The following is a 16,735-nucleotide window of genomic DNA, read 5'->3' on the forward strand; positions in this document are numbered from 1 at the left end:
CGAAAACGATTAGGACGAAAAGCCCTACAACTTCCAAGGGAATGTGAGGAAGTATAGCCTTCAATATGGGGTACGCCGTGCCTGTTGGCGCGTCAGACCGGCGTTCTAGTCTGAATTTGACGGCAAAAGGCGCTTATTTCGCGGATTTTGTCGCAGTGCAGCACTGCTACGATGCCCGGGATTGCATGACTTGGAGCGCCGATGCGCCGCCTTGCCCCCTTGGCCCGAACTCTTGCCCTGTCGCTGGCCATCGCGCCCTGCGTGCTGGCGCCGCAGGCGTCCGTCCACGCGGCGCCCGCATCCCCGTCGCCCGCCGCCGCCGCCACCGAGGCGGCGCAGCAGGCGGCGATGGAAGGCTATCTGTATTTCTACCCGCTGGTCGTCATGGACCTGACGCGCCGACAGTTCACCCATCCCGCGCAAGGGTCGCCAGGCGCGCCATCCAACACCTTCGCGCACGTGCGCACCCTGCCCCGCGCGGGCGAGGCCACGCCGTGGTCGAACTTCGATGTGCTGCGCAGCACGGCTTGGCTGGACCTGACCGACGGACCCGTCGTGCTGTCCACGCCCGACACGGCGGGCCGCCGGTACACGCTGACGCTGCTGGACATGTGGACCGACGTCTTCGCGACGCTGGGCGCGCGCACCACCGGCACGTCGAAGGGCAACACCGCCATCGTGCCGCCCGGCTGGACCGGCACGCTGCCCTCCGGCATGGCCCGCATCGATGCACCCACCGCCCACGTCTGGGCGAAGGTGCTGATCGACACGCGCGGCGGCGCCGACCAGGCGACGGTCAACGCGTTGCAGGACGGCTTCGCCGTGACGCCGCTGGCGCAATGGAACCTGCCCGCGCAGGCGCCGCGCCCGAAGCCGGACCCGTCCCTCGATCTGAAGATTCCGGCAAGCGAACAGGTGGACGCCATGCCGACCGACGCGTTCTTCACCTATGCGGCCGAGTTGCTGCGCAAGCATCCGCCGCATGCGACGGACCAGCCGGTCCTCGTTCTGCTGCGGCGGGTGGGACTGGCGCCGGGCCGTCCGTTCGATTTCGACAAGCTCGACCATTCCGCCAAACAGGGCATGCGCCGCGGCGTGCGCGCGGCGCGCGACCGCATGGCGGCGGCGGCAGGCCACTCGCTGCGCGCCACGAACGGCTGGCTGCAGGAAACCGCCAGCATCGGCGTGTACGGCAACGACTGGCTGCGCCGCGCGCTGGCCGCGCAGGCGCAGCCGGGCAGCGGGTTGCCCGAGGACCTGACCGTGCAAGTGCTGGCCACCGACAGCGAAGGCGCGCTGCTGGACGGCGCCCACGCATATACGCTGCACATCGCCAGCGACCAGTTGCCCGACACGGGCGCGTTCTGGACGCTGGCAGCCTACGACGGCCAGGGCATGCCCGTGCCCAACCCGGTCAACCGCCACGCGCTCGGCAGCCGCGATCCGCTGCGCTACAACGCGGACGGCTCGCTGGACCTGATTTTCAGCAACACCGCGCCGGCGCCCGAAGACCAGTCCAACTGGCTGCCGATCCCTGCGGCCGGTCCGGTCGGCATGCTGCTGCGCGTCTACACCCCGGGTCCGGCGGTGCGCGATGGGTTGTGGACGCCCCCGGCCGTGAGCCGGATCGCAGCGGAAGGTGAGGAAGGTGCGGCCGGCGTACCGGCGGCCAGCGATCCGGGGGCCGGCCAACCGGGGGCCAGCCATCCGCCGCCGAGCGAACCCGCGGCAGCCGCGGAGACGCCGCCCGCGCCGCCCCCCAAGAAACCCTGATCCGCCGCGGAAATACGGCGCGATGTCATGCGCCTACCGCTACCATTAGCCTTTTATTCATGAATGAGCCGCCCGCCATGGACGACGCCTTTAGCCACCAATTGTCGATGACCATCCTGATGACGCCAGATATGGCGAATTTTTCGGGAAACGTACACGGCGGAACCATCCTCAAGTATCTGGACCAGGTGGCCTACGCCTGTGCCAGCCGGTACGCCGGCCAATATGTCGTGACGCTGTCCGTCGATCAGGTGGTGTTCCGCGAACCGATCCACGTGGGCGAGCTGGTGACGTTCCTGGCGGCCGTGAACTACACGGGCCGCACGTCGATGGAGATCGGCATCAAGGTCGTGACCGAGGACATCCGCAAGAAGCTGGTGCGTCACACCAACAGCTGCTATTTCACGATGGTTGCGGTGGACGACAAGGGCGCCCCGACGGCGGTGCCGCCGCTGGAGCCGCGCACGCACGAGGAAAAGCAGCGCTTCAAGGCGGCCGGCCTGCGCCGCGAACTGCGTCAGGAAATGGAACGCCGCCACGGCGAGATCAAGCGCGAAACCACGCACGACACGCCGGGCGCCTGATTGCCGCGTGGCGGCCCGGCAGCAGTTATCCGGCCGCTACCCGATTCGCCCCCGCCGCTGGACGGCCAGCCGCGGGGGTTTTTCATGCGCGTTCGGCGCCGGCGGGCGGCACCGGCGGCGCGGCAGGTTCGCGGTCGCGGCCGATCATGCGCTTGATGCCCAGCCATTGCTGCGACCAGAAACTCCGGCCGTAATCGCGTCCGCCCAGTTCGGCCTGCTGGTCGTGGATGCCGGTGGGGCCGTACCCGACGCCAAAGCGCGCGGTGCGAAACACGACATCCCAGATCGGAAACAGCGCGGCAAAGTTGTAGCCGCCGGCCGGCCCTGGCGAGGAGGCGTCGTAGGCGATGGAATGATGATGGCGATGAAAACGCGGGCTGACCAGCAAACGCTCGCCCAGCGCGCCGAAATGCATGCGCAGGTTGGCGTGCGAAAAACTCTGCGCAAGCTGGGTGATCGCCACCACCATCACGAACTGCGCGGGCGGCACGCCCACCAGTTGCGACACGAACACGATGAGCACGTCGCGCAGCATGTCGTCCAGCAGGTGGTTGCGGTCGTCGCTCCAGATGGTCATCTGGCGCTGGCTGTGATGCACGGCGTGCAGCGCCCAAAGCCAGCCGAAGCGGTGCTGGGCGCGATGGTAGAAGTAATCCACCGCATCGAACAGCAGCAGGTAGATGATGAGGCTGACCCACGCCTTGTCCGTCACGCCGGGCCAGTACTGATCCAGCTGGAAGGGCGCGAAGCCCCACACGTGAAGCTGCCCGAAGACGCTGTCCCAGAAGGGATCGATGGTGAAGAACAGCACGAGCCGGAATGCGCCCAGGCGGTGGATCAGCGTGTACAGCACGTCGATGCCGATCTGGCGGCGGTCGGTGACGGGTTCCACGGGACGCAGGCGCTGCAGGGGCCCGAAGACCAGCACCAGCACCGCGATTTGAAGCAGGCCCACCAGCAGCCACATGGTGGCGTCGTAGCCGTCTTCGATGAAGTTGCTCAGGCCCAGGTGGAACAGCGCGGGCTGAATCGCCGTCTCGAAGAGCCATTGCTGGCATTCCCCGAAGAGTTGGCTAAGCGTATCCATGATCAGTGATGCGTGGCGATCCAGTCGCGATAGGCCGGATGGGTGTTCAAGGTGGCAAAACAATAGCCCTTGCGCTGCAAACCTTCAATCAGCGGTTCCAGCACGGCGGGCGCCCACGGGTCCTGGCGCGACCAGATGCCCAGGTGGGCCAGCAGGATGTCGCCGGGCTTGATGGTGCGCAGCGCCTGGTCCAGCAGCTTGGCGTTGGGGTATTTATCGCTGGGCAGTTCGTCGCCCAGGAAGCCCGCCGGCGACCAGCCCACGTGCTCGAAACCGCAGGCCTTGGCCGCCTTGAGCAGCGCGGGCGAGGTCTTGCCGCCGGGCGCGCGGTACAGCGGCAGCATGGCCTTGCCCGTCATCTGGCGGAACCGCTCGGCGGGGCGGCGGATCTCGGCGCAATACTGCTCGGCCGTCCACTCGGCGCGCTTGCCCGCATCGGGCCCGGCGCTGGGCTTGACGCGGAACTTGCCGCCCGGCAGGTCGCCCTGCCAATAGACGTGGTCGTAAGTGTGCGAGCCGAACGCATGGCCTTCGGCGGCGCGCGCCTTCCACCAGGGCGCCCAGACGTCGTCCAGGCTGGCGCCGTCGGTCAGCGTGCGTTCGTTGGCCAGAAAGAAGGTGACCTTGACCTGATGGCGGGCCAGCACGTCGGCCACCAGCGGGGCAACGCCCATGTGACCGGTGTCGAACGTCAGGTACACGGGCTTGTCGCAGGTGGCCTGCGGTGCCGCGCCGGCCGCCGTGGTCGTCAGCGCCAGAAACAGGGCCGCGAAGCGGACCGCTCCCTTAGCGGGTCGGCGCATGGTTCAACGTCCAGACGCCGTGCGGCGACTTGCCCACGGGCACCTGATTGACGACCTTCTTCTGTTCCAGATCCACCACCGTGAGCTTGCGCGCCCAGCGCGAGGTGACCAGCAGCGTCTTGCCGTCGGCCAGCACGTCCATGCAGTCCGGGCCGCCCGGCACCGGGAAGGTGTCCACGACCGTCAGCGTCTGCATGTCGATGCGGCTGATGGAGTTGGCGGTGCGGTTGCTGACGAACAGGTGGCGGTGGTCGCCCTGCGCCCGGAAGGCGTGCGCGCCCGGCGCGGTCTGGATGCGCTTGACCAGCTTGGCCGGGCCATTGCTGACGTCATATGCCTCCACGTAAGAGTCGCCGGTCAACGCCACCAGCAGCGTCTTCTGGTCGGGCGTCAGGAACACGTCGGCAGGCGTCTTGCCGACGGACACCGTCCACTTGGGGGTCTGCGTGGCCAGGTCGATGGCGATGAGCTGATCGCTGTCCTGCAGCGAGACGTAGGCCGTCGTGCTGTGCTTGTCGATCATGATGTGGCTGGGCGTCTTGCCCGCCTGGATGCGCTTGACCAGCGTCAGGTCAAAGCCCTTCTCCAGCGGCTTCCAGGCATAGATGTCGATGTGGTCCAGGCGGTTGGCCGCCGTGACGAACCACTTCATGTCCGGCGAGAACTGCAACTGGTAGGGATCGACGATGCCGGTCAGCGTGCGCTGCACGTCGCCTGTCTTGGGATCCATCAACGTGATGGTGTCGCCCGTGGCGTTGGCCACCATGAGCGACTTTTCATCGGGCGTCAGATACAGGTGATGCGGCTCTTTGCCCGTGGGCACGCGGCGCAGTTCCTTGTAGGTGGCCGGGTCGATGATGCTGACGTTGGCGTCCAGGGAGTTCAGGACAAAGATCGGGGCCGAAGCCGCCGCGGCGCTAAGCGCCATCCCCACGCCGAAAACGGCGTAGCGGAGGAAAGACATGGGGTTCAATTTGGAGATCCGGCAAAGGGAAATCGGGCAGTCACCCGGTGCTCGCCATTGTAGGCACAGCCGCCTGACAAAAGAGTCACAGAGGGGCTTGGGAATGCGGCGCGGCAAGCGCTTGAGAGGCAAACCCGCACGCCTGTTGCGACCCCGCAACAGGCCCGTGAAATAGGCGTCATATGGCCCCGAAAAACCTATTTGACGGGCGTGGCCTGGCCATTCGCGTCGACCCAGTTTCCGGTGCGGATATCGGCCTCCCGCAAGGCCGCCGCGCGCGCCGCCGACGACGGCCCCAGATCGCTTTCCAGGACGCCGCCTTCCGGGCCGACGACGAACGTGCCGATCCCGGTCTGCCCGTATCGCGCGGGCCACGCGACGATGCGATACGCGTTGTCCGGCCCGCCCGGCAGCACCTTGTAGCGATAGCCGAAATAGGCGTCGTCCACGGGCACGTCGGGGCCCATCGCCAGCGCGTCCGGTCCGAACGCCTGCTGGGGCGCGCCCGGCACGTCCGGCCAGTAAAGACCGTCGCGCTCGCCGGCGCGGCTGACCAGCCGCATGGCATACCGGCCCTGCCCCACTCCTTGGGCGTAGCGCGTCTGCGCGGCCTGCAGTTCCTGCAGGGTTTCGATGGCGGTCAGCTCGTTGCGGTCGATGGCGCGGCGCTGAATCTCCGCCTTGCCCGCCACCGGGTCGAAGCGCCATCCCTGGCCGGCGCGCACCAGCGGCACCGGCAGCGTCCAGCCCGACTCGCCCACCGCCACCCACGCCCGGCCGCCGTCGGCAACGATGTCGTGCTTACGCGCCCATGCCGCCAGGTAGCGATAGATGTTCTCCTGGTCGACGCCGCCCGGCACGAGCTGCCGGTGGTTCGGGCCCAGCACTTTTCTCAGGGCATCGACGTCGTTCAGGGCCAGCGAATCGGTGAACGCCTGCGCGGCGGCCTGCGCGCTGGGATACACGGCCTGCGACATGGCGGGCGCCGATGCGCCGAGCGCAAGGGCCAAGGCAAGACACAGCGCGCGCAAACGGGCGATCGTCATAGGTAGTCCCTTGTCCATGATGCTTATCTCCGGCCGCCGCCACCGCCACGGCCGCCCCCGCCGCCGCGCGGGGCGCCCGCGCCACCGCTGCGGTGAGGTGCGCTGGCGCCAGTGCTGCGTTGTCCGCCGCCGCCGCGGCTCATCTCGCCGCGCTGGTTCTGCTGCCGCATGCGGTCGCCGTCGCCCGCCCCGGAGAGGGCGTTCTGGCTGTTCGATGCCCGCGCCCGGTCGCGCGCGGCCGCTTCGTCGGCGCGCTGGCGCTGTGCCGCCGCCTGGCGGTCCTGCGTGGAGACGCTGCCCGTCGACACGCTGGCGCCTCGGTCTTGCGGGCGGTTCTGGGTCGACACGCTGGAACTGCGATCCTGCGGACGGTTCTGGGTCGACACGCTGGAGCTGCGATCGCGCGCACCTTTCCCCGCTTGCGATCCCTGCTCCCGGCCCGCCGCGCCGTCGCCACGCGCCGCGCCCTGGCCGCGCGAACCATCGGCCCCGGCATGCCCGGCAATGGGCTGCCCGGTGCGGCCTTCGAAGGACTGCGCCGCCCGCTGCCGCGCGGCGTCGCGAGACCCCGCGGCGGGCGCCGTGCCCGTCGTCCGGGCCCCTGCGCCGCCCGACTGGGCCCGGCTCTGCAGCCCCGCCTGCCGCTGGCTGTCAAACCGCTGGCGGCTTGCAGAGTCCGCATACGGCGCGTTGCCCCGGTTGGCGGCGTTGTGCTGCCAGGTGGCCCGGTTGCTGTTCACGTTGTTGCGGTCGATGCGATTGTTGACGTTGATGTTGTTGTAGCGGTCCACGTCGATATCGACGTCGCCGTGCCCCCAGTTGGCGTCGCCCCACAACGAATTGATCGCCGCCACGCCCACGCCGAAGCCAATGCCGGCCACAAGCGCGCTCCCGAACACCGAGCCCGGCGGCGGCGGATAGTAATAAGGGGGGTACGACGGATAAGCCCACGTGCCGTAGACCACCGTGGGGTTGTAACTGGGCACATAGACCACCTGCGGATCGGCCGGTTCGATCACCACCACGGTCTTCTCGTTGGCGGTGGTCGTCTTGACCGTCTGCTGCGGCGTGCTTTTCAGATTGCCTGCCTTTTGCGCCTGCGTGCGCAGCCGCTGGACGGCGTCCATCACGGCCTCGGGTTGCGCCAGGAAAGCGTCGCCCACGGACTTCACCCAGCCAGGCTCGCGGCCCATCATGTCCATGACCGAGGGAAAGGCGACCAGCGACTTGACGCTGGGATCCCAGGTTTCGGCGTCGACGGCGCGCACGGCGTCATCGCCGGACTGATCGGTGTGCGCGGCCGACCATTTGGCGGCGGCCGCGATGTCGTCCGGGTACGTGGACCCCATGAGGATTTGCGACAGCAGCGCATCTGGGTAAAGCGCGACGGGCGCCATGAGCTGATCGAGCTGCGCGTTGCTGAGCTTGGTCTGCGCCAAGGCGGGAAAACAGAGGGACAGCCCCAGGCACATCAGGCCGATGAACCACTTTTGCAGTCGCCGCATTTCCGTTCTCCGCACACAGCAAGACGCCACAAGCCAGGAGGAACCGCCGGATATCGCCCGGTCAATATATGCCTAACGCCGACGGTTTGGAAGCGCTGCGGGAAGATGAACGGTGCCCGACACCGGCGCGCACGCGGCTCGTCCTTTTGCACGCTGGTTTGCGTTCGCCCAGGGGCCTATACTGGATTCGCCGTTGCTGGACATTCCTTTTCCTAAAGGAGAGGCAACATGTACAGGCACTTGCTCATCGCCGTGGACGGTTCGCTGCTGTCCGAGTCGGCATTCAAGCGCGCGCTCGTTTTCGCCAAGGAAATGGGCGCCACCATCACCCTGCTGCGCGCCATCCCGGAAGACCATCTGCTGGTCTACCAGGCCGAGATGCTGGGCACAACCGAAGGGCACCACACGGACCAGGCGCGCCGGAATGCGCAGGCGTATCTGGACGGACTGGAGACCGAGGCGCGGCACGCGCTCGTGCCTTGCGAAGCGATCGTCATGGTGAACGACCATCCGCACGAGGCCATTGTCGAGACCGCGCAGAAGACCGGGTGCGACCTCATCGTGATGGGCTCGCACGGGCGGCACGGAATGACGGGCTTTCTGCTGGGCAGCGAGACGCAGCGCGTGCTGGCGCGCACGCGGCTGCCGGTGCTGGTGTATCGCTAGCCGGCCGCTCAGACGGCGGCCAACGCGTGCTGGAAGGTGAAGCTGTCGGCGTACAGGTGATCCAGGCTGGCGCCCCGTTCGGCCAGCAGGCTTTTGGCCTGGCGGATCATTTCGGGCCCGCCGCACAGGTAGAAGGCGTGCTCGGACAGGTCGGCGTGGTCGGCCAGGACCGCCTCCTGCACATAGCCGCGACGCCCCTGCCAATCGGTCCCCGCGCGCGACAGCACGGGCACGAAGTTGAATTCGTACAGGCGGGAGGCCCAGCTTTCGATCTCGTCGCGCAGGTACAGGTCGGCTTCGGTGCGCATGCCCCAATACAGCGTCACGGGCGGGCAGTCCTCGTTGTCCAGCAGCGATTCGAGGATCGCCTTGATCGGCGCGATGCCGGTCCCCGTGGCCATCATGATGAGCGGGCGCCAATCTTCCTCGTGGTAGCTGAAGACGCCCAGCGGCGCCTCGATCTCCACGGGCGCGCCCGCCGCCGCCTGCCCCAGCCACTGGTCCGTGTAGCGGCCGCCGGGAATGCGCCGCACGTGAAAGTCGATCAGGTTGCCCGCGGGCGCCGAGGCCATGGAGAAACTGCGCGTCTCGCCGTCGGGCAGCACCACGTTCATGTACTGGCCGGGCACGTAATCCAGCACCTCTGGCAACGCCAGCGTCAGGTGGACGACGTCGTCGCAAAAGCGCTGGATGCGGTGGATCGTGGCGCAGATGCGGCGGGGATCGGGAAACACCTGCCGGCTGCTGGCCACGCTGATGCACAGGTCGCCGGCCGGACGCGCCTGGCAGGCCAGGGCAAAACCCTGTTCGGCCTCTTCGGAGGTCAGCGCCATGGGGAATTCGTCGTAGCGCACCGCTCCCGATTCCAGCTTGATGCGGCAGGTGCCGCAGCCGCCGAACGTGCATTCGTGCGGCAGCTTCACCGATGAGCGCTCGGCGGCCTGCAGCACGGTTTCGCCTTCTTCGACCTCGAAGGCGGTCTCGGTTTCCAGAATGTGCACGCGGTATGCCATGGCGCCCTCGCCTATTTCTTGATGTCCGCTTCGACCAGCACCTTCATGCCGCGCGGCTCCAGCAATTCGCCCAGCGCGGCCAGCGCCGCCAGGCCGGCTTTGGTGTCCTGCTCGCCGTTGCCGCCGCTCAGGCCCACGCCGCCGATCACCTCGCCGTTCACGACGATGGGAAAACCGCCGACGAAAACCGCGAACTTGCCGTCAAAGCTCCACTGGATGCCGAAGGCTTCGTTGCCGGGCAGCGCCGGGCCATTCGGCGGGGTGTTGAACAGGTGGGTCGAACGCTTGTGGCCGGCGGCGGTAAAGGCCTTGTTCCAGGCGATCTGCGGACCGGTGATGCGCGCGCCGTCCATGCGCTCCAGCGCGATCGGATAGCCGCCATCGTCCACGATGCAGATCGATTCCAGGACGCCGATCTCCTGCGACTTGGCGATGGCGGCGCGCACCATGACGCGCGCTTCTTCGAGTTCCAGGCGATAGATCTGTTTCATGTGCAAAACCTCGGGTGGGGGATGGGCCGTCAGCCGGCGCGGTAGACGGTCTTGATCTGGGTGTAGAACTCCAGGCCCACGCGGCCCGACTCGCGGAACGTGGACGTGCTGGAATGCTTCAGGCCGCCAAACGGCGCGTTGATCAGGTTGCCGGTGGTGGTGCGGTTGATCTTGACGGTGCCCGCCTGGATGTCGCGCGCAAAGCGGTGCGCGTAGCGCGCGTCGGTGGTGGCGATGGCGGCAGACAGGCCATATTCCGTGTCGTTGGCCTGGGCGATGGCGTCTTCATAGCCGTCGACCTCGATCATCGCGATCACGGGCCCGAAGATTTCCTCGCGTGCGATGCGCATCTGCTGGGTCACGCCGGCAAAGAGCGCGGGCGTCACGTAATACCCACGATCGAAGCCGGGACCGGTCAGGCGGTCGCCGCCATGCAGGTGTGTGGCCTCCTCCTTGCCCAGTTCGATGTAGCCCAGCACATTGTCCAGCTGCCGGGCGGTGGCCAGCGGGCCCAGGTCGAAGTTGCCTTCCAGGCCGTTGCCGATGGTCAGCGTGCGGATCTTGGCCAGCAGCTTTTCCGTGTAGGCCTGGCTGACCTTGCGATCGACCAGCACGCGGCTGGTGCCCGTGCAGGCCTGGCCGCTCAGCGAGAAGCCGCCCTTGACCGCCAGGTCCACGGCACGGTCCAGGTCGGCATCGGCCAGCACGATCAACGGATTCTTGCCGCCCAGTTCCATCTGCGTGCGGGTGGTCAGCCCAGCGGTCCGGTGAATCTGCTCGCCGGCGGCAGTCGATCCGGTGAACGAAATGGCGCGGACCTGGGGCGCCCCCGTGATGGCTTCGCCCACCGCCCCCGCCGGGCCGGTCAGGAAGTTCAGCACCCCGGCGGGCAGCCCGGCGCGCACGAACGCTTCGGTCAGGCGATAGCCCGACATCGGCGCGTCGGAAGACGGCTTGAACACCACCGTGTTGCCCATGATGAGCGCGGGCGCAATCTTGCGCGCCGGGATCGAGATGGGGAAATTCCACGGCGAGATCACGGTCACCACGCCCAGCGGTTCGCGCTGGCTGTAGACAATCATGTCCGGGTCGTCGTTGACGAAGGTCTCGCCCGTGAAGGACTGGCCCTCGACGGCGTAGAAGCGGATCGTCTGCGCCGAACGCAGCACCTCGTCTTTGGCAAGGTTCACCCCCTTGCCCTCTTCGCGGGTCAGTTCGCGCGCAATGGAATCGGCGTTGTCTTCCAGATGCTGCGCGGCCCGGAACAGGATGGCCGCGCGCTTGGAGATCGGCGTGTCGCGCCACGCGGCAAAGGCGGCCTCGGCGGCGTGCACGGCCTGCCGGGCGTCGTCGGCGCCGGACACCTGAAAGTGGCCCACGACGTCGTCGGTGTCGGCCGGATTACGGTTGGGCGCGGTCTTGCCCGTGCCGCTGGGCGTCCACTGGCCGCCGATGTAGTTCAAAAAGGCTTGCTGCGAGAGATCGTCCACGGGAGCGCTTCCTTGAGTTGGGACCGGCGTGGCCGGGCGTGAGGCGGTCGGGCTAATTTCAGAACATTGTATACTTTAATCACTGCGCGACGATCAGTGGAAACCCCACCCGATCCGGCAGCAAAAAGGCTCCCTCGCGGAAGCCTTTTCCCATGCGCGCGCTGAACATCAACGCCAGATCAGCACCGCGCAGGTGGTCGAAACGAACAGCGCAAGCAGCACCGGCAGCAACAGCGCGCGAACCAGCGACAGCACGTTGACCCGCGCGAACCCCGCCACGGCGATCAACGACGACCAGGCAATCAGCGTGCCCCCGCCCGTCCACACCGCGCCCATCTGCCCCACCGCCGCCAACGTGGCGGGGTCCACGCCCACCACCGGGCCCAGCGCGCCGGACAGCGTGCCGGTGAGCGGCAGCCCGGCAAAGCCCGAGCCGTCGATGCCGGTGATCATGCCGACCAGGAGCACGCCGAAGGCGACCAAGAAGTGGTTCTCGGGGATCAGGTGCTGGGCTGCCGAAATGACTTCGAACAGCAGGCCGGGGGCCTGCGCCGGTGGCACGCCCAGGATCTGGGCGGCCGTCTCGTGGGCGCCCACGAAGAAGAAGCCGGCAATCGGCAGGACCGAGCCCATTGCCTTGAAAGCGAACACGAAGCCGTCGGTCACGTGCTCGGGGCAGACGTCCAGCATCTTGCGCGGGCCCTCGGCCGCCAGGGTCACCAGCATCATGACCACGAACGCCACGCCGCCCACCAGCGCCGCCGCATCGCCGCCGCGCAGCGCAGGCAGCGACGGAAAGAGGCGGGGCAGCACCATCACCCCGATCACGGCCAGGAACGCCAGCGGCGTCACCACGGCGAACACCTTGGACCAGCGCACGCGGCGTCGCTCTTCTTCACTCAGCACCGGGCCGCTGGGCAAGGCCGGATCGGCGCCCATCGTGCCGCGCGCCAGTTCCGCCTTGTCGAACGAGCCGGCCTGTTCGATCTTCGCCAGGCTGCCGTCCTGCGCGCGGGCCTGCCAGGCCGACAACAGGGCCGGATCGGCCGGCACGATCTGGCGGCGCACCAGCAGATAGGCAGCCACCAGCGCAATCCCGCCGGTGATCAGCGACAGCACGAGCGCGCGGTCTGCCACCACCGCCGCGCTAACGGCCGCCCCCGCCGCCTTGGCGCTGATGCTGGGCGCCACGCCGATCACGTAGTCGGAAGACAGGGCCATGCCCTGGCCCGCGATGGCGATGGCCATGGCGCCGGCCAGCGGCGGCAACCCGGCGGCGATGGCAGCGGGCAGCAGGATGGCGGACACCAGCGGCACGGCGGGCGTGGGCCAGAAGAACAGCGAGATCACGTAGGTACAGAGGGCGATGATCACGAAGGAGGAATGCCCGCCCCGCATGACCCGCCGGAACGGCTGCACCATGCGCACGTCCGCCTGAAGCGTCTTGAGCGCGTTGAGCAGCGCCGTCATGAACGTGATGACCAGAAAGATGTTGAAGAGCTCTTTGGCGGCGACAAAGCTGGCCGAAAAGATGCCGATCAGCGCGCTGATCGGATTGCCCGTGATCGCCAGCACCACCAGAAACGTGCCAATGACCGATGGCACCACGACATTGGCGCGCAGGATCATCGTCAGGATGATGGCGGCCACGCTGATCAGGTAAATCCAATGAGCCGCAGTGAGCACGACGTCGGATTGCATGCGCTATTCCCCTTGTATGCGTGGCTGTTGGGTCGCCACACTCGGTATACTATATTTCGTTGAAGGCCATACCAATCGAAATATGCGCCGCCTAGGGAAATCGATAGTGCCGTTTTCGGACACCTTTTGGACGAAAAATCAAGGGATTACCCTTAATTTTCAGGATTTGTCTGGCGGCGCGCGATTTCCTGGATAGACTATCGTATACATAAATTACAAAGTCCGACGCATGCTGTCTTCCCTGTCGTTCCCGGATGCGTGGCATTACGCCGCCATGGCTGCCGTGGTGTTTGGCGCCGCCGTGGCGCAGGGCGTCGGCGGGGTGGGATTTGCGATGTTCGCCGCGCCCGTTGCGGCGATGTTCTTTCCGCAGCTCGCGCCCGGACCGCTTTTGACACTGGGCGGCTTCATCTCGCTGTTGACCGCCCTGCGCGAGCGCGCCGCCATCGATTGGCCGGCCGTCTCGTACGCGTTGGCCGGGCGGGCCGTCGGCACCCTGATCGCCATCTACGCCATGGCGCGCTTCGCCCCGCAGGCGCTGGGCGTGCTCTTTGCCTGCATGATCCTCGCCGCCGTGGCGCTGAGCGTGGCGGGCCTGCGGTTTTCCGCGACGCCCGGACGGGTGTCCGGCGCGGGCGTCGCCTCCGGCATCATGGGCACGATGACCTCGGTGGGCGCGCCGCCCATTGCCATCGTGCTGCAGCATGCCGCCCCGCCGCGGCTGCGCGCCACCCTGGGGATGGTGCTTTTTCTGGGATCCATTTTTTCGCTGGCCATGCTGGCGTTGGCCAAGCGCTACACGGGTTATCACGCGGGCCTGGCGCTTAGCCTGGCGCCATTTCTGCTGGCCGGTTTTGCGGTCTCCAACCGGCTGCGCACCCTGCTGCCACCCCGCGCCGTGCGCGGCGTGCTGCTCGCGGCCTGCGCCATGGGCGCGGTGGGGGTGCTGGTCAAGACATTCTGGGTGCACTGATGCGGCACGCCACCGGCGACGGCCGGCGACACCCGGTAATACAATGGAGACTGTATCCATTACGCCAAACCTGCTCGCCATGACAACCTCCCCCGTCAGTCCGCAAGCCGCAGAGACGCAGCACTCCTCCCCGCTGAAGATCGGCGAGCAGCATCCGCAGTTGTTTGCCGTCATCCGCGACAAGCTGCGCGAACGCATCCTGAGCGGCGAATTCACCCCCGGCGACCGCCTGGTCGAAGGCCGCCTGTCCGAGGAAATGGGCGTGTCCCGCATCCCGGTGCGCGAGGCGCTGCGCGCGCTCGCCGCCGAAGGTCTGGTCACGATCGAGCCGCGCCGCGGCGCATCCGTGTCGGTGCTGTCGGATGCCGTGGCTTACGACATGGTGGAAGTGCGCGCCACACTGGAAGGCTTGAACGCCAAGCTGGCCGCGCAGCGCCGCGACGAGAAAACAGTCGAGCGCCTGCAGGCCTTCCTGCGCGAGGGCACCGAGGCCGCGCGCGAAGAGAAGCTGGACAAGTTCCTGGCGCTGAACTCGCAGTTTCATGAAATGCTGGCCACGATCGGCGGCAACGTGGTGCTGACCGACCTGATGCGTTCGCTGCGCGACCGCACCGCGCTGCTGTTCGCGCCCAGCAACATGCGCCGGGCCAAACAGAACTGGGACGACCATTCGCAGATCCTGAACGCCGTCATCGCCGGCAATGGCGATCTGGCAGCGCTCTTGGCCAGCCAGCATGTGCACAATGCCGCCAAGGCTTACGCCGAGGCCCAGCAGCCGCCGCAGCAGGCCTCCGTGGCCTGATTGCCGAGCGCCGGCGCACTCAGGCGCCGGCCTCATTCATGCCGGGGACGCTTCTACCGGGCCGGACGCCGCGTCCACTACGATGCCCTTGCCGTTCTGCACCACCCACGACACCTTGACGTCGCCATTCACGAAGGTCTGGCAGGCCATGCGGTAGCCGGCCTCGAAGTCCTCAGGCCGCAGGTGCTTGCGCTCCTTGGGCTTGATGGCGTCGGTGTTTTCCAGCCCTTCCTCGATCCGGCACTTGCAGGTGCCGCACAGGCCGCCCCCGCACTTGAACGGGATGCCGCCCTTCTCCTTGAGCGACACGCGCAGAAGGTTGCTGTTCGCCGGCGCGGTGGCGACCTTGCCGCCGTTGGATATGAACGTGATCTGAACCATGTCGTCAGTGCTCCGTGGCGCGCACGCCGGACCGCAGCGTCAGCGTCGACGCCATGCTGCCAAAACGCGTCAGGTGCGCGAGCTCCTTGCGGGCCGCGTCCACCGACGAGAACTTCTCCAGAAATTTGGACGGCACGTGGTTGACCACGTAGGGCGGCGTTTCCTCGGTGACGACCAGCTTGATCTCGCGGTCCAGGCGGGCGATGCTGAACACGGCCAGCGCGCGTCCGTAGAACACGTAGTCATAGGTCTCGATGATGTCCGCGCCCTCGCCTGCCTCGGTGCGGAAGATGCCGGGCTTGGAGGTCAGGATCACATAGGTCGAATCCTGCGCCATCATGCCTCCACGTCCTGGGTCAACTCGATGTCGCTGTTCAGCCAGAGCTGGCACGCCAGCCGGTAGCCCTGCTCGACGCGTTCGCCCAGCTGCTTCTTTTCCTTCCAGTTCACCGGCGGCAGATGCTCGGCCCCGGCGATGATGCGGCAGGCGCACTTGGCGCACTTGCCCATGCCGCATTCGTAGCGCAGATGCGGAAACGGAAACTGCTTGATGCCGGCCCGCACCACCAGGTTGGTGTTGTCCTTCACCACGTCGGTGTAGGTCTGGCCGCCTTTATGAAAAACAACGGTAGGCATGAGGTCTTCGTCCAGGTTCTGCGGTGCGGCGCCCGCCCGGGCATGCCGGGCGGGCAAGAGCACGATCAGGCGGCAAGGCCCAGTTCGGGCAGCTTGATCTCGTCCTGCACGTAGTCGGTATAGAGCGCCGTGGTGTAGAGCAACCGCATCTGCGCCCCGATCTCGCAGATCTTCAGGCAGCGCTGTTGCAGGTCCACCGTGTTGGCGTGCTCCAGCACGATCTGGTAGCCGCGTTCGCCGTGGATCTCGTCGGAGACGATATGCAGGTCGAAGAATTCGACTTCCTCGTCCGTGAAGCCGTACTTCTCGCGCAGGGTCGGCGTCTGCTTGCGGTAGATGGACGGCACCTGCGATTCCAGTCCCACCACCAGACCAGCCACCGCCACGATCGGATCCTCGCGCATGGCCACGGCATAACACCAGCTCTGCAGCGCGCGGGTCGTGGGCGACATGTTGTCCGGATTGGTGACCCGTTCGCGCGTGGTGCCGCAGGCTTCGGCAAAGCGGATCAGCAGGTCGGTGTGGCGGTCGCCGCCGATTTCCTCTTCATACATGTTGGCCAGGAGAAAATCCTTGGCCTCGGTGTAGGTGTCCGGCGTGCGGGCGTACAGGTAGCCCAGGTAATCGGCGAACGGGCCGACGTAGTGATAGTGGTTTTCGGCCCAGCGCGAAAGGTGCTCGCGGCTCAGCTTACCTTCGGCCCAGGCGATGGAAAAGGGCGACGCGTTTGCGCTCTTGCCCTTGATTGCGTTTTCCAGCGCCGTGCGGAATTCATCTCGGTTCATCAGTTCTGCCATGACTCGCTCCAGGTCCAGTGGGA

Annotated in this window: 18 protein-coding genes; 5 read left to right on the top strand and 13 right to left on the bottom strand. The window is 67.0% G+C overall.

The features are described 5' to 3' along the window. Positions 1-201 precede the first annotated feature (201 nt). Both KVT32_RS09680 and KVT32_RS09685 read left to right on the top strand, forming a co-directional pair. Positions 202-1,773, top strand: coding sequence for a DUF1254 domain-containing protein (locus tag KVT32_RS09680; protein ID WP_217618102.1), 1,572 nt, complete (start codon positions 202-204; stop codon positions 1,771-1,773). 77 nt (positions 1,774-1,850) lie between these two features. Next, the gene (locus tag KVT32_RS09685) at positions 1,851-2,357 is read left to right on the top strand and encodes an acyl-CoA thioesterase (protein WP_056319320.1); all 507 of its coding nucleotides are present in this window, start codon (positions 1,851-1,853) and stop codon (positions 2,355-2,357) included. Between the two features lie 82 nt (positions 2,358-2,439). Here the strand turns inward: KVT32_RS09685 and KVT32_RS09690 are convergent, their stop codons facing one another. The 5 genes from KVT32_RS09690 to KVT32_RS09710 form a co-directional block, all read right to left on the bottom strand. After that, positions 2,440-3,444 (bottom strand): sterol desaturase family protein, encoded by a 1,005-nt coding sequence (locus KVT32_RS09690; RefSeq protein ID WP_056319322.1) that lies wholly within the window; start codon positions 3,442-3,444, stop codon positions 2,440-2,442. Positions 3,445-3,446: 2 nt separating this feature from the next. Beyond that, positions 3,447-4,247 (bottom strand): polysaccharide deacetylase family protein, encoded by an 801-nt coding sequence (locus tag KVT32_RS09695; RefSeq protein ID WP_217618103.1) that lies wholly within the window; start codon positions 4,245-4,247, stop codon positions 3,447-3,449. Further along, positions 4,231-5,211: a hypothetical protein gene (locus KVT32_RS09700; protein ID WP_056319327.1), complete on the bottom strand. Its 981-nt coding sequence runs from the start codon at positions 5,209-5,211 to the stop codon at positions 4,231-4,233. The genes KVT32_RS09695 and KVT32_RS09700 overlap by 17 nt, the downstream gene beginning before the upstream one ends. Before the next feature lie 197 nt (positions 5,212-5,408). Continuing rightward, on the bottom strand, positions 5,409-6,275 hold the full coding sequence (locus KVT32_RS09705) for a DUF2950 family protein (protein ID WP_217618104.1): 867 nt from the start codon (positions 6,273-6,275) through the stop codon (positions 5,409-5,411). Positions 6,276-6,280: 5 nt separating this feature from the next. Continuing rightward, entirely contained in the window at positions 6,281-7,762 is a 1,482-nt protein-coding gene (locus KVT32_RS09710; RefSeq protein WP_217618105.1) for a DUF3300 domain-containing protein, read from the bottom strand. A gap of 228 nt (positions 7,763-7,990) precedes the next feature. Here KVT32_RS09710 and KVT32_RS09715 point away from each other — a divergent pair, with 228 nt between their 5' ends. Continuing rightward, a complete protein-coding gene (locus KVT32_RS09715; protein WP_056319334.1) occupies positions 7,991-8,428 on the top strand; it encodes a universal stress protein in 438 nt (145 codons plus the stop codon). Between the two features lie 8 nt (positions 8,429-8,436). Here KVT32_RS09715 and KVT32_RS09720 read toward each other — a convergent pair whose 3' ends face one another. The 4 genes from KVT32_RS09720 to KVT32_RS09735 form a co-directional block, all read right to left on the bottom strand. Then, positions 8,437-9,441, bottom strand: a complete 1,005-nt coding sequence (locus tag KVT32_RS09720; protein ID WP_217618106.1) for a 2Fe-2S iron-sulfur cluster-binding protein — start codon at positions 9,439-9,441, stop codon at positions 8,437-8,439. 11 nt (positions 9,442-9,452) lie between these two features. Further along, the gene (locus KVT32_RS09725; RefSeq protein WP_056319338.1) at positions 9,453-9,932 is read right to left on the bottom strand and encodes a heme-binding protein; all 480 of its coding nucleotides are present in this window, start codon (positions 9,930-9,932) and stop codon (positions 9,453-9,455) included. 29 nt (positions 9,933-9,961) lie between these two features. After that, positions 9,962-11,422 (bottom strand): aldehyde dehydrogenase family protein, encoded by a 1,461-nt coding sequence (locus tag KVT32_RS09730; RefSeq protein ID WP_217618107.1) that lies wholly within the window; start codon positions 11,420-11,422, stop codon positions 9,962-9,964. Positions 11,423-11,590: 168 nt separating this feature from the next. Then, the gene (locus tag KVT32_RS09735) at positions 11,591-13,123 is read right to left on the bottom strand and encodes a hypothetical protein (protein ID WP_056319341.1); all 1,533 of its coding nucleotides are present in this window, start codon (positions 13,121-13,123) and stop codon (positions 11,591-11,593) included. A 229-nt stretch (positions 13,124-13,352) separates the two neighbouring features. On the opposite strand from KVT32_RS09735, the gene KVT32_RS09740 reads away from it, so the two are divergent. Further along, on the top strand, positions 13,353-14,096 hold the full coding sequence (locus KVT32_RS09740) for a sulfite exporter TauE/SafE family protein (protein WP_175156427.1): 744 nt from the start codon (positions 13,353-13,355) through the stop codon (positions 14,094-14,096). A gap of 79 nt (positions 14,097-14,175) precedes the next feature. After that, complete coding sequence (locus KVT32_RS09745; RefSeq protein ID WP_056319346.1) at positions 14,176-14,898, top strand: GntR family transcriptional regulator; 723 nt, start codon at positions 14,176-14,178, stop codon at positions 14,896-14,898. 36 nt (positions 14,899-14,934) lie between these two features. Here KVT32_RS09745 and KVT32_RS09750 read toward each other — a convergent pair whose 3' ends face one another. The 4 genes from KVT32_RS09750 to KVT32_RS09765 all read right to left on the bottom strand — a co-directional run bounded on the left by KVT32_RS09750 (position 14,935) and on the right by KVT32_RS09765 (position 16,712). After that, positions 14,935-15,279 carry a 2Fe-2S iron-sulfur cluster-binding protein gene (locus KVT32_RS09750; protein ID WP_175156426.1) on the bottom strand — a complete coding sequence of 115 codons (345 nt, stop codon included), beginning with the start codon at positions 15,277-15,279 and terminating at the stop codon, positions 14,935-14,937. A 4-nt stretch (positions 15,280-15,283) separates the two neighbouring features. Continuing rightward, positions 15,284-15,619 (bottom strand): hypothetical protein, encoded by a 336-nt coding sequence (locus KVT32_RS09755; protein ID WP_063953027.1) that lies wholly within the window; start codon positions 15,617-15,619, stop codon positions 15,284-15,286. Next, a complete protein-coding gene (locus KVT32_RS09760; protein ID WP_056319481.1) occupies positions 15,616-15,915 on the bottom strand; it encodes a 2Fe-2S iron-sulfur cluster-binding protein in 300 nt (99 codons plus the stop codon). The genes KVT32_RS09755 and KVT32_RS09760 overlap by 4 nt, the downstream gene beginning before the upstream one ends. Positions 15,916-15,980: 65 nt before the next feature. After that, entirely contained in the window at positions 15,981-16,712 is a 732-nt protein-coding gene (locus KVT32_RS09765) for a TenA family transcriptional regulator (RefSeq protein WP_056319353.1), read from the bottom strand. Positions 16,713-16,735: the final 23 nt, after the last annotated feature.

The organism is Achromobacter sp. GbtcB20, from assembly GCF_019091095.1.
In the GTDB taxonomy this organism is placed as follows: domain Bacteria; phylum Pseudomonadota; class Gammaproteobacteria; order Burkholderiales; family Burkholderiaceae_B; genus Achromobacter; species Achromobacter mucicolens.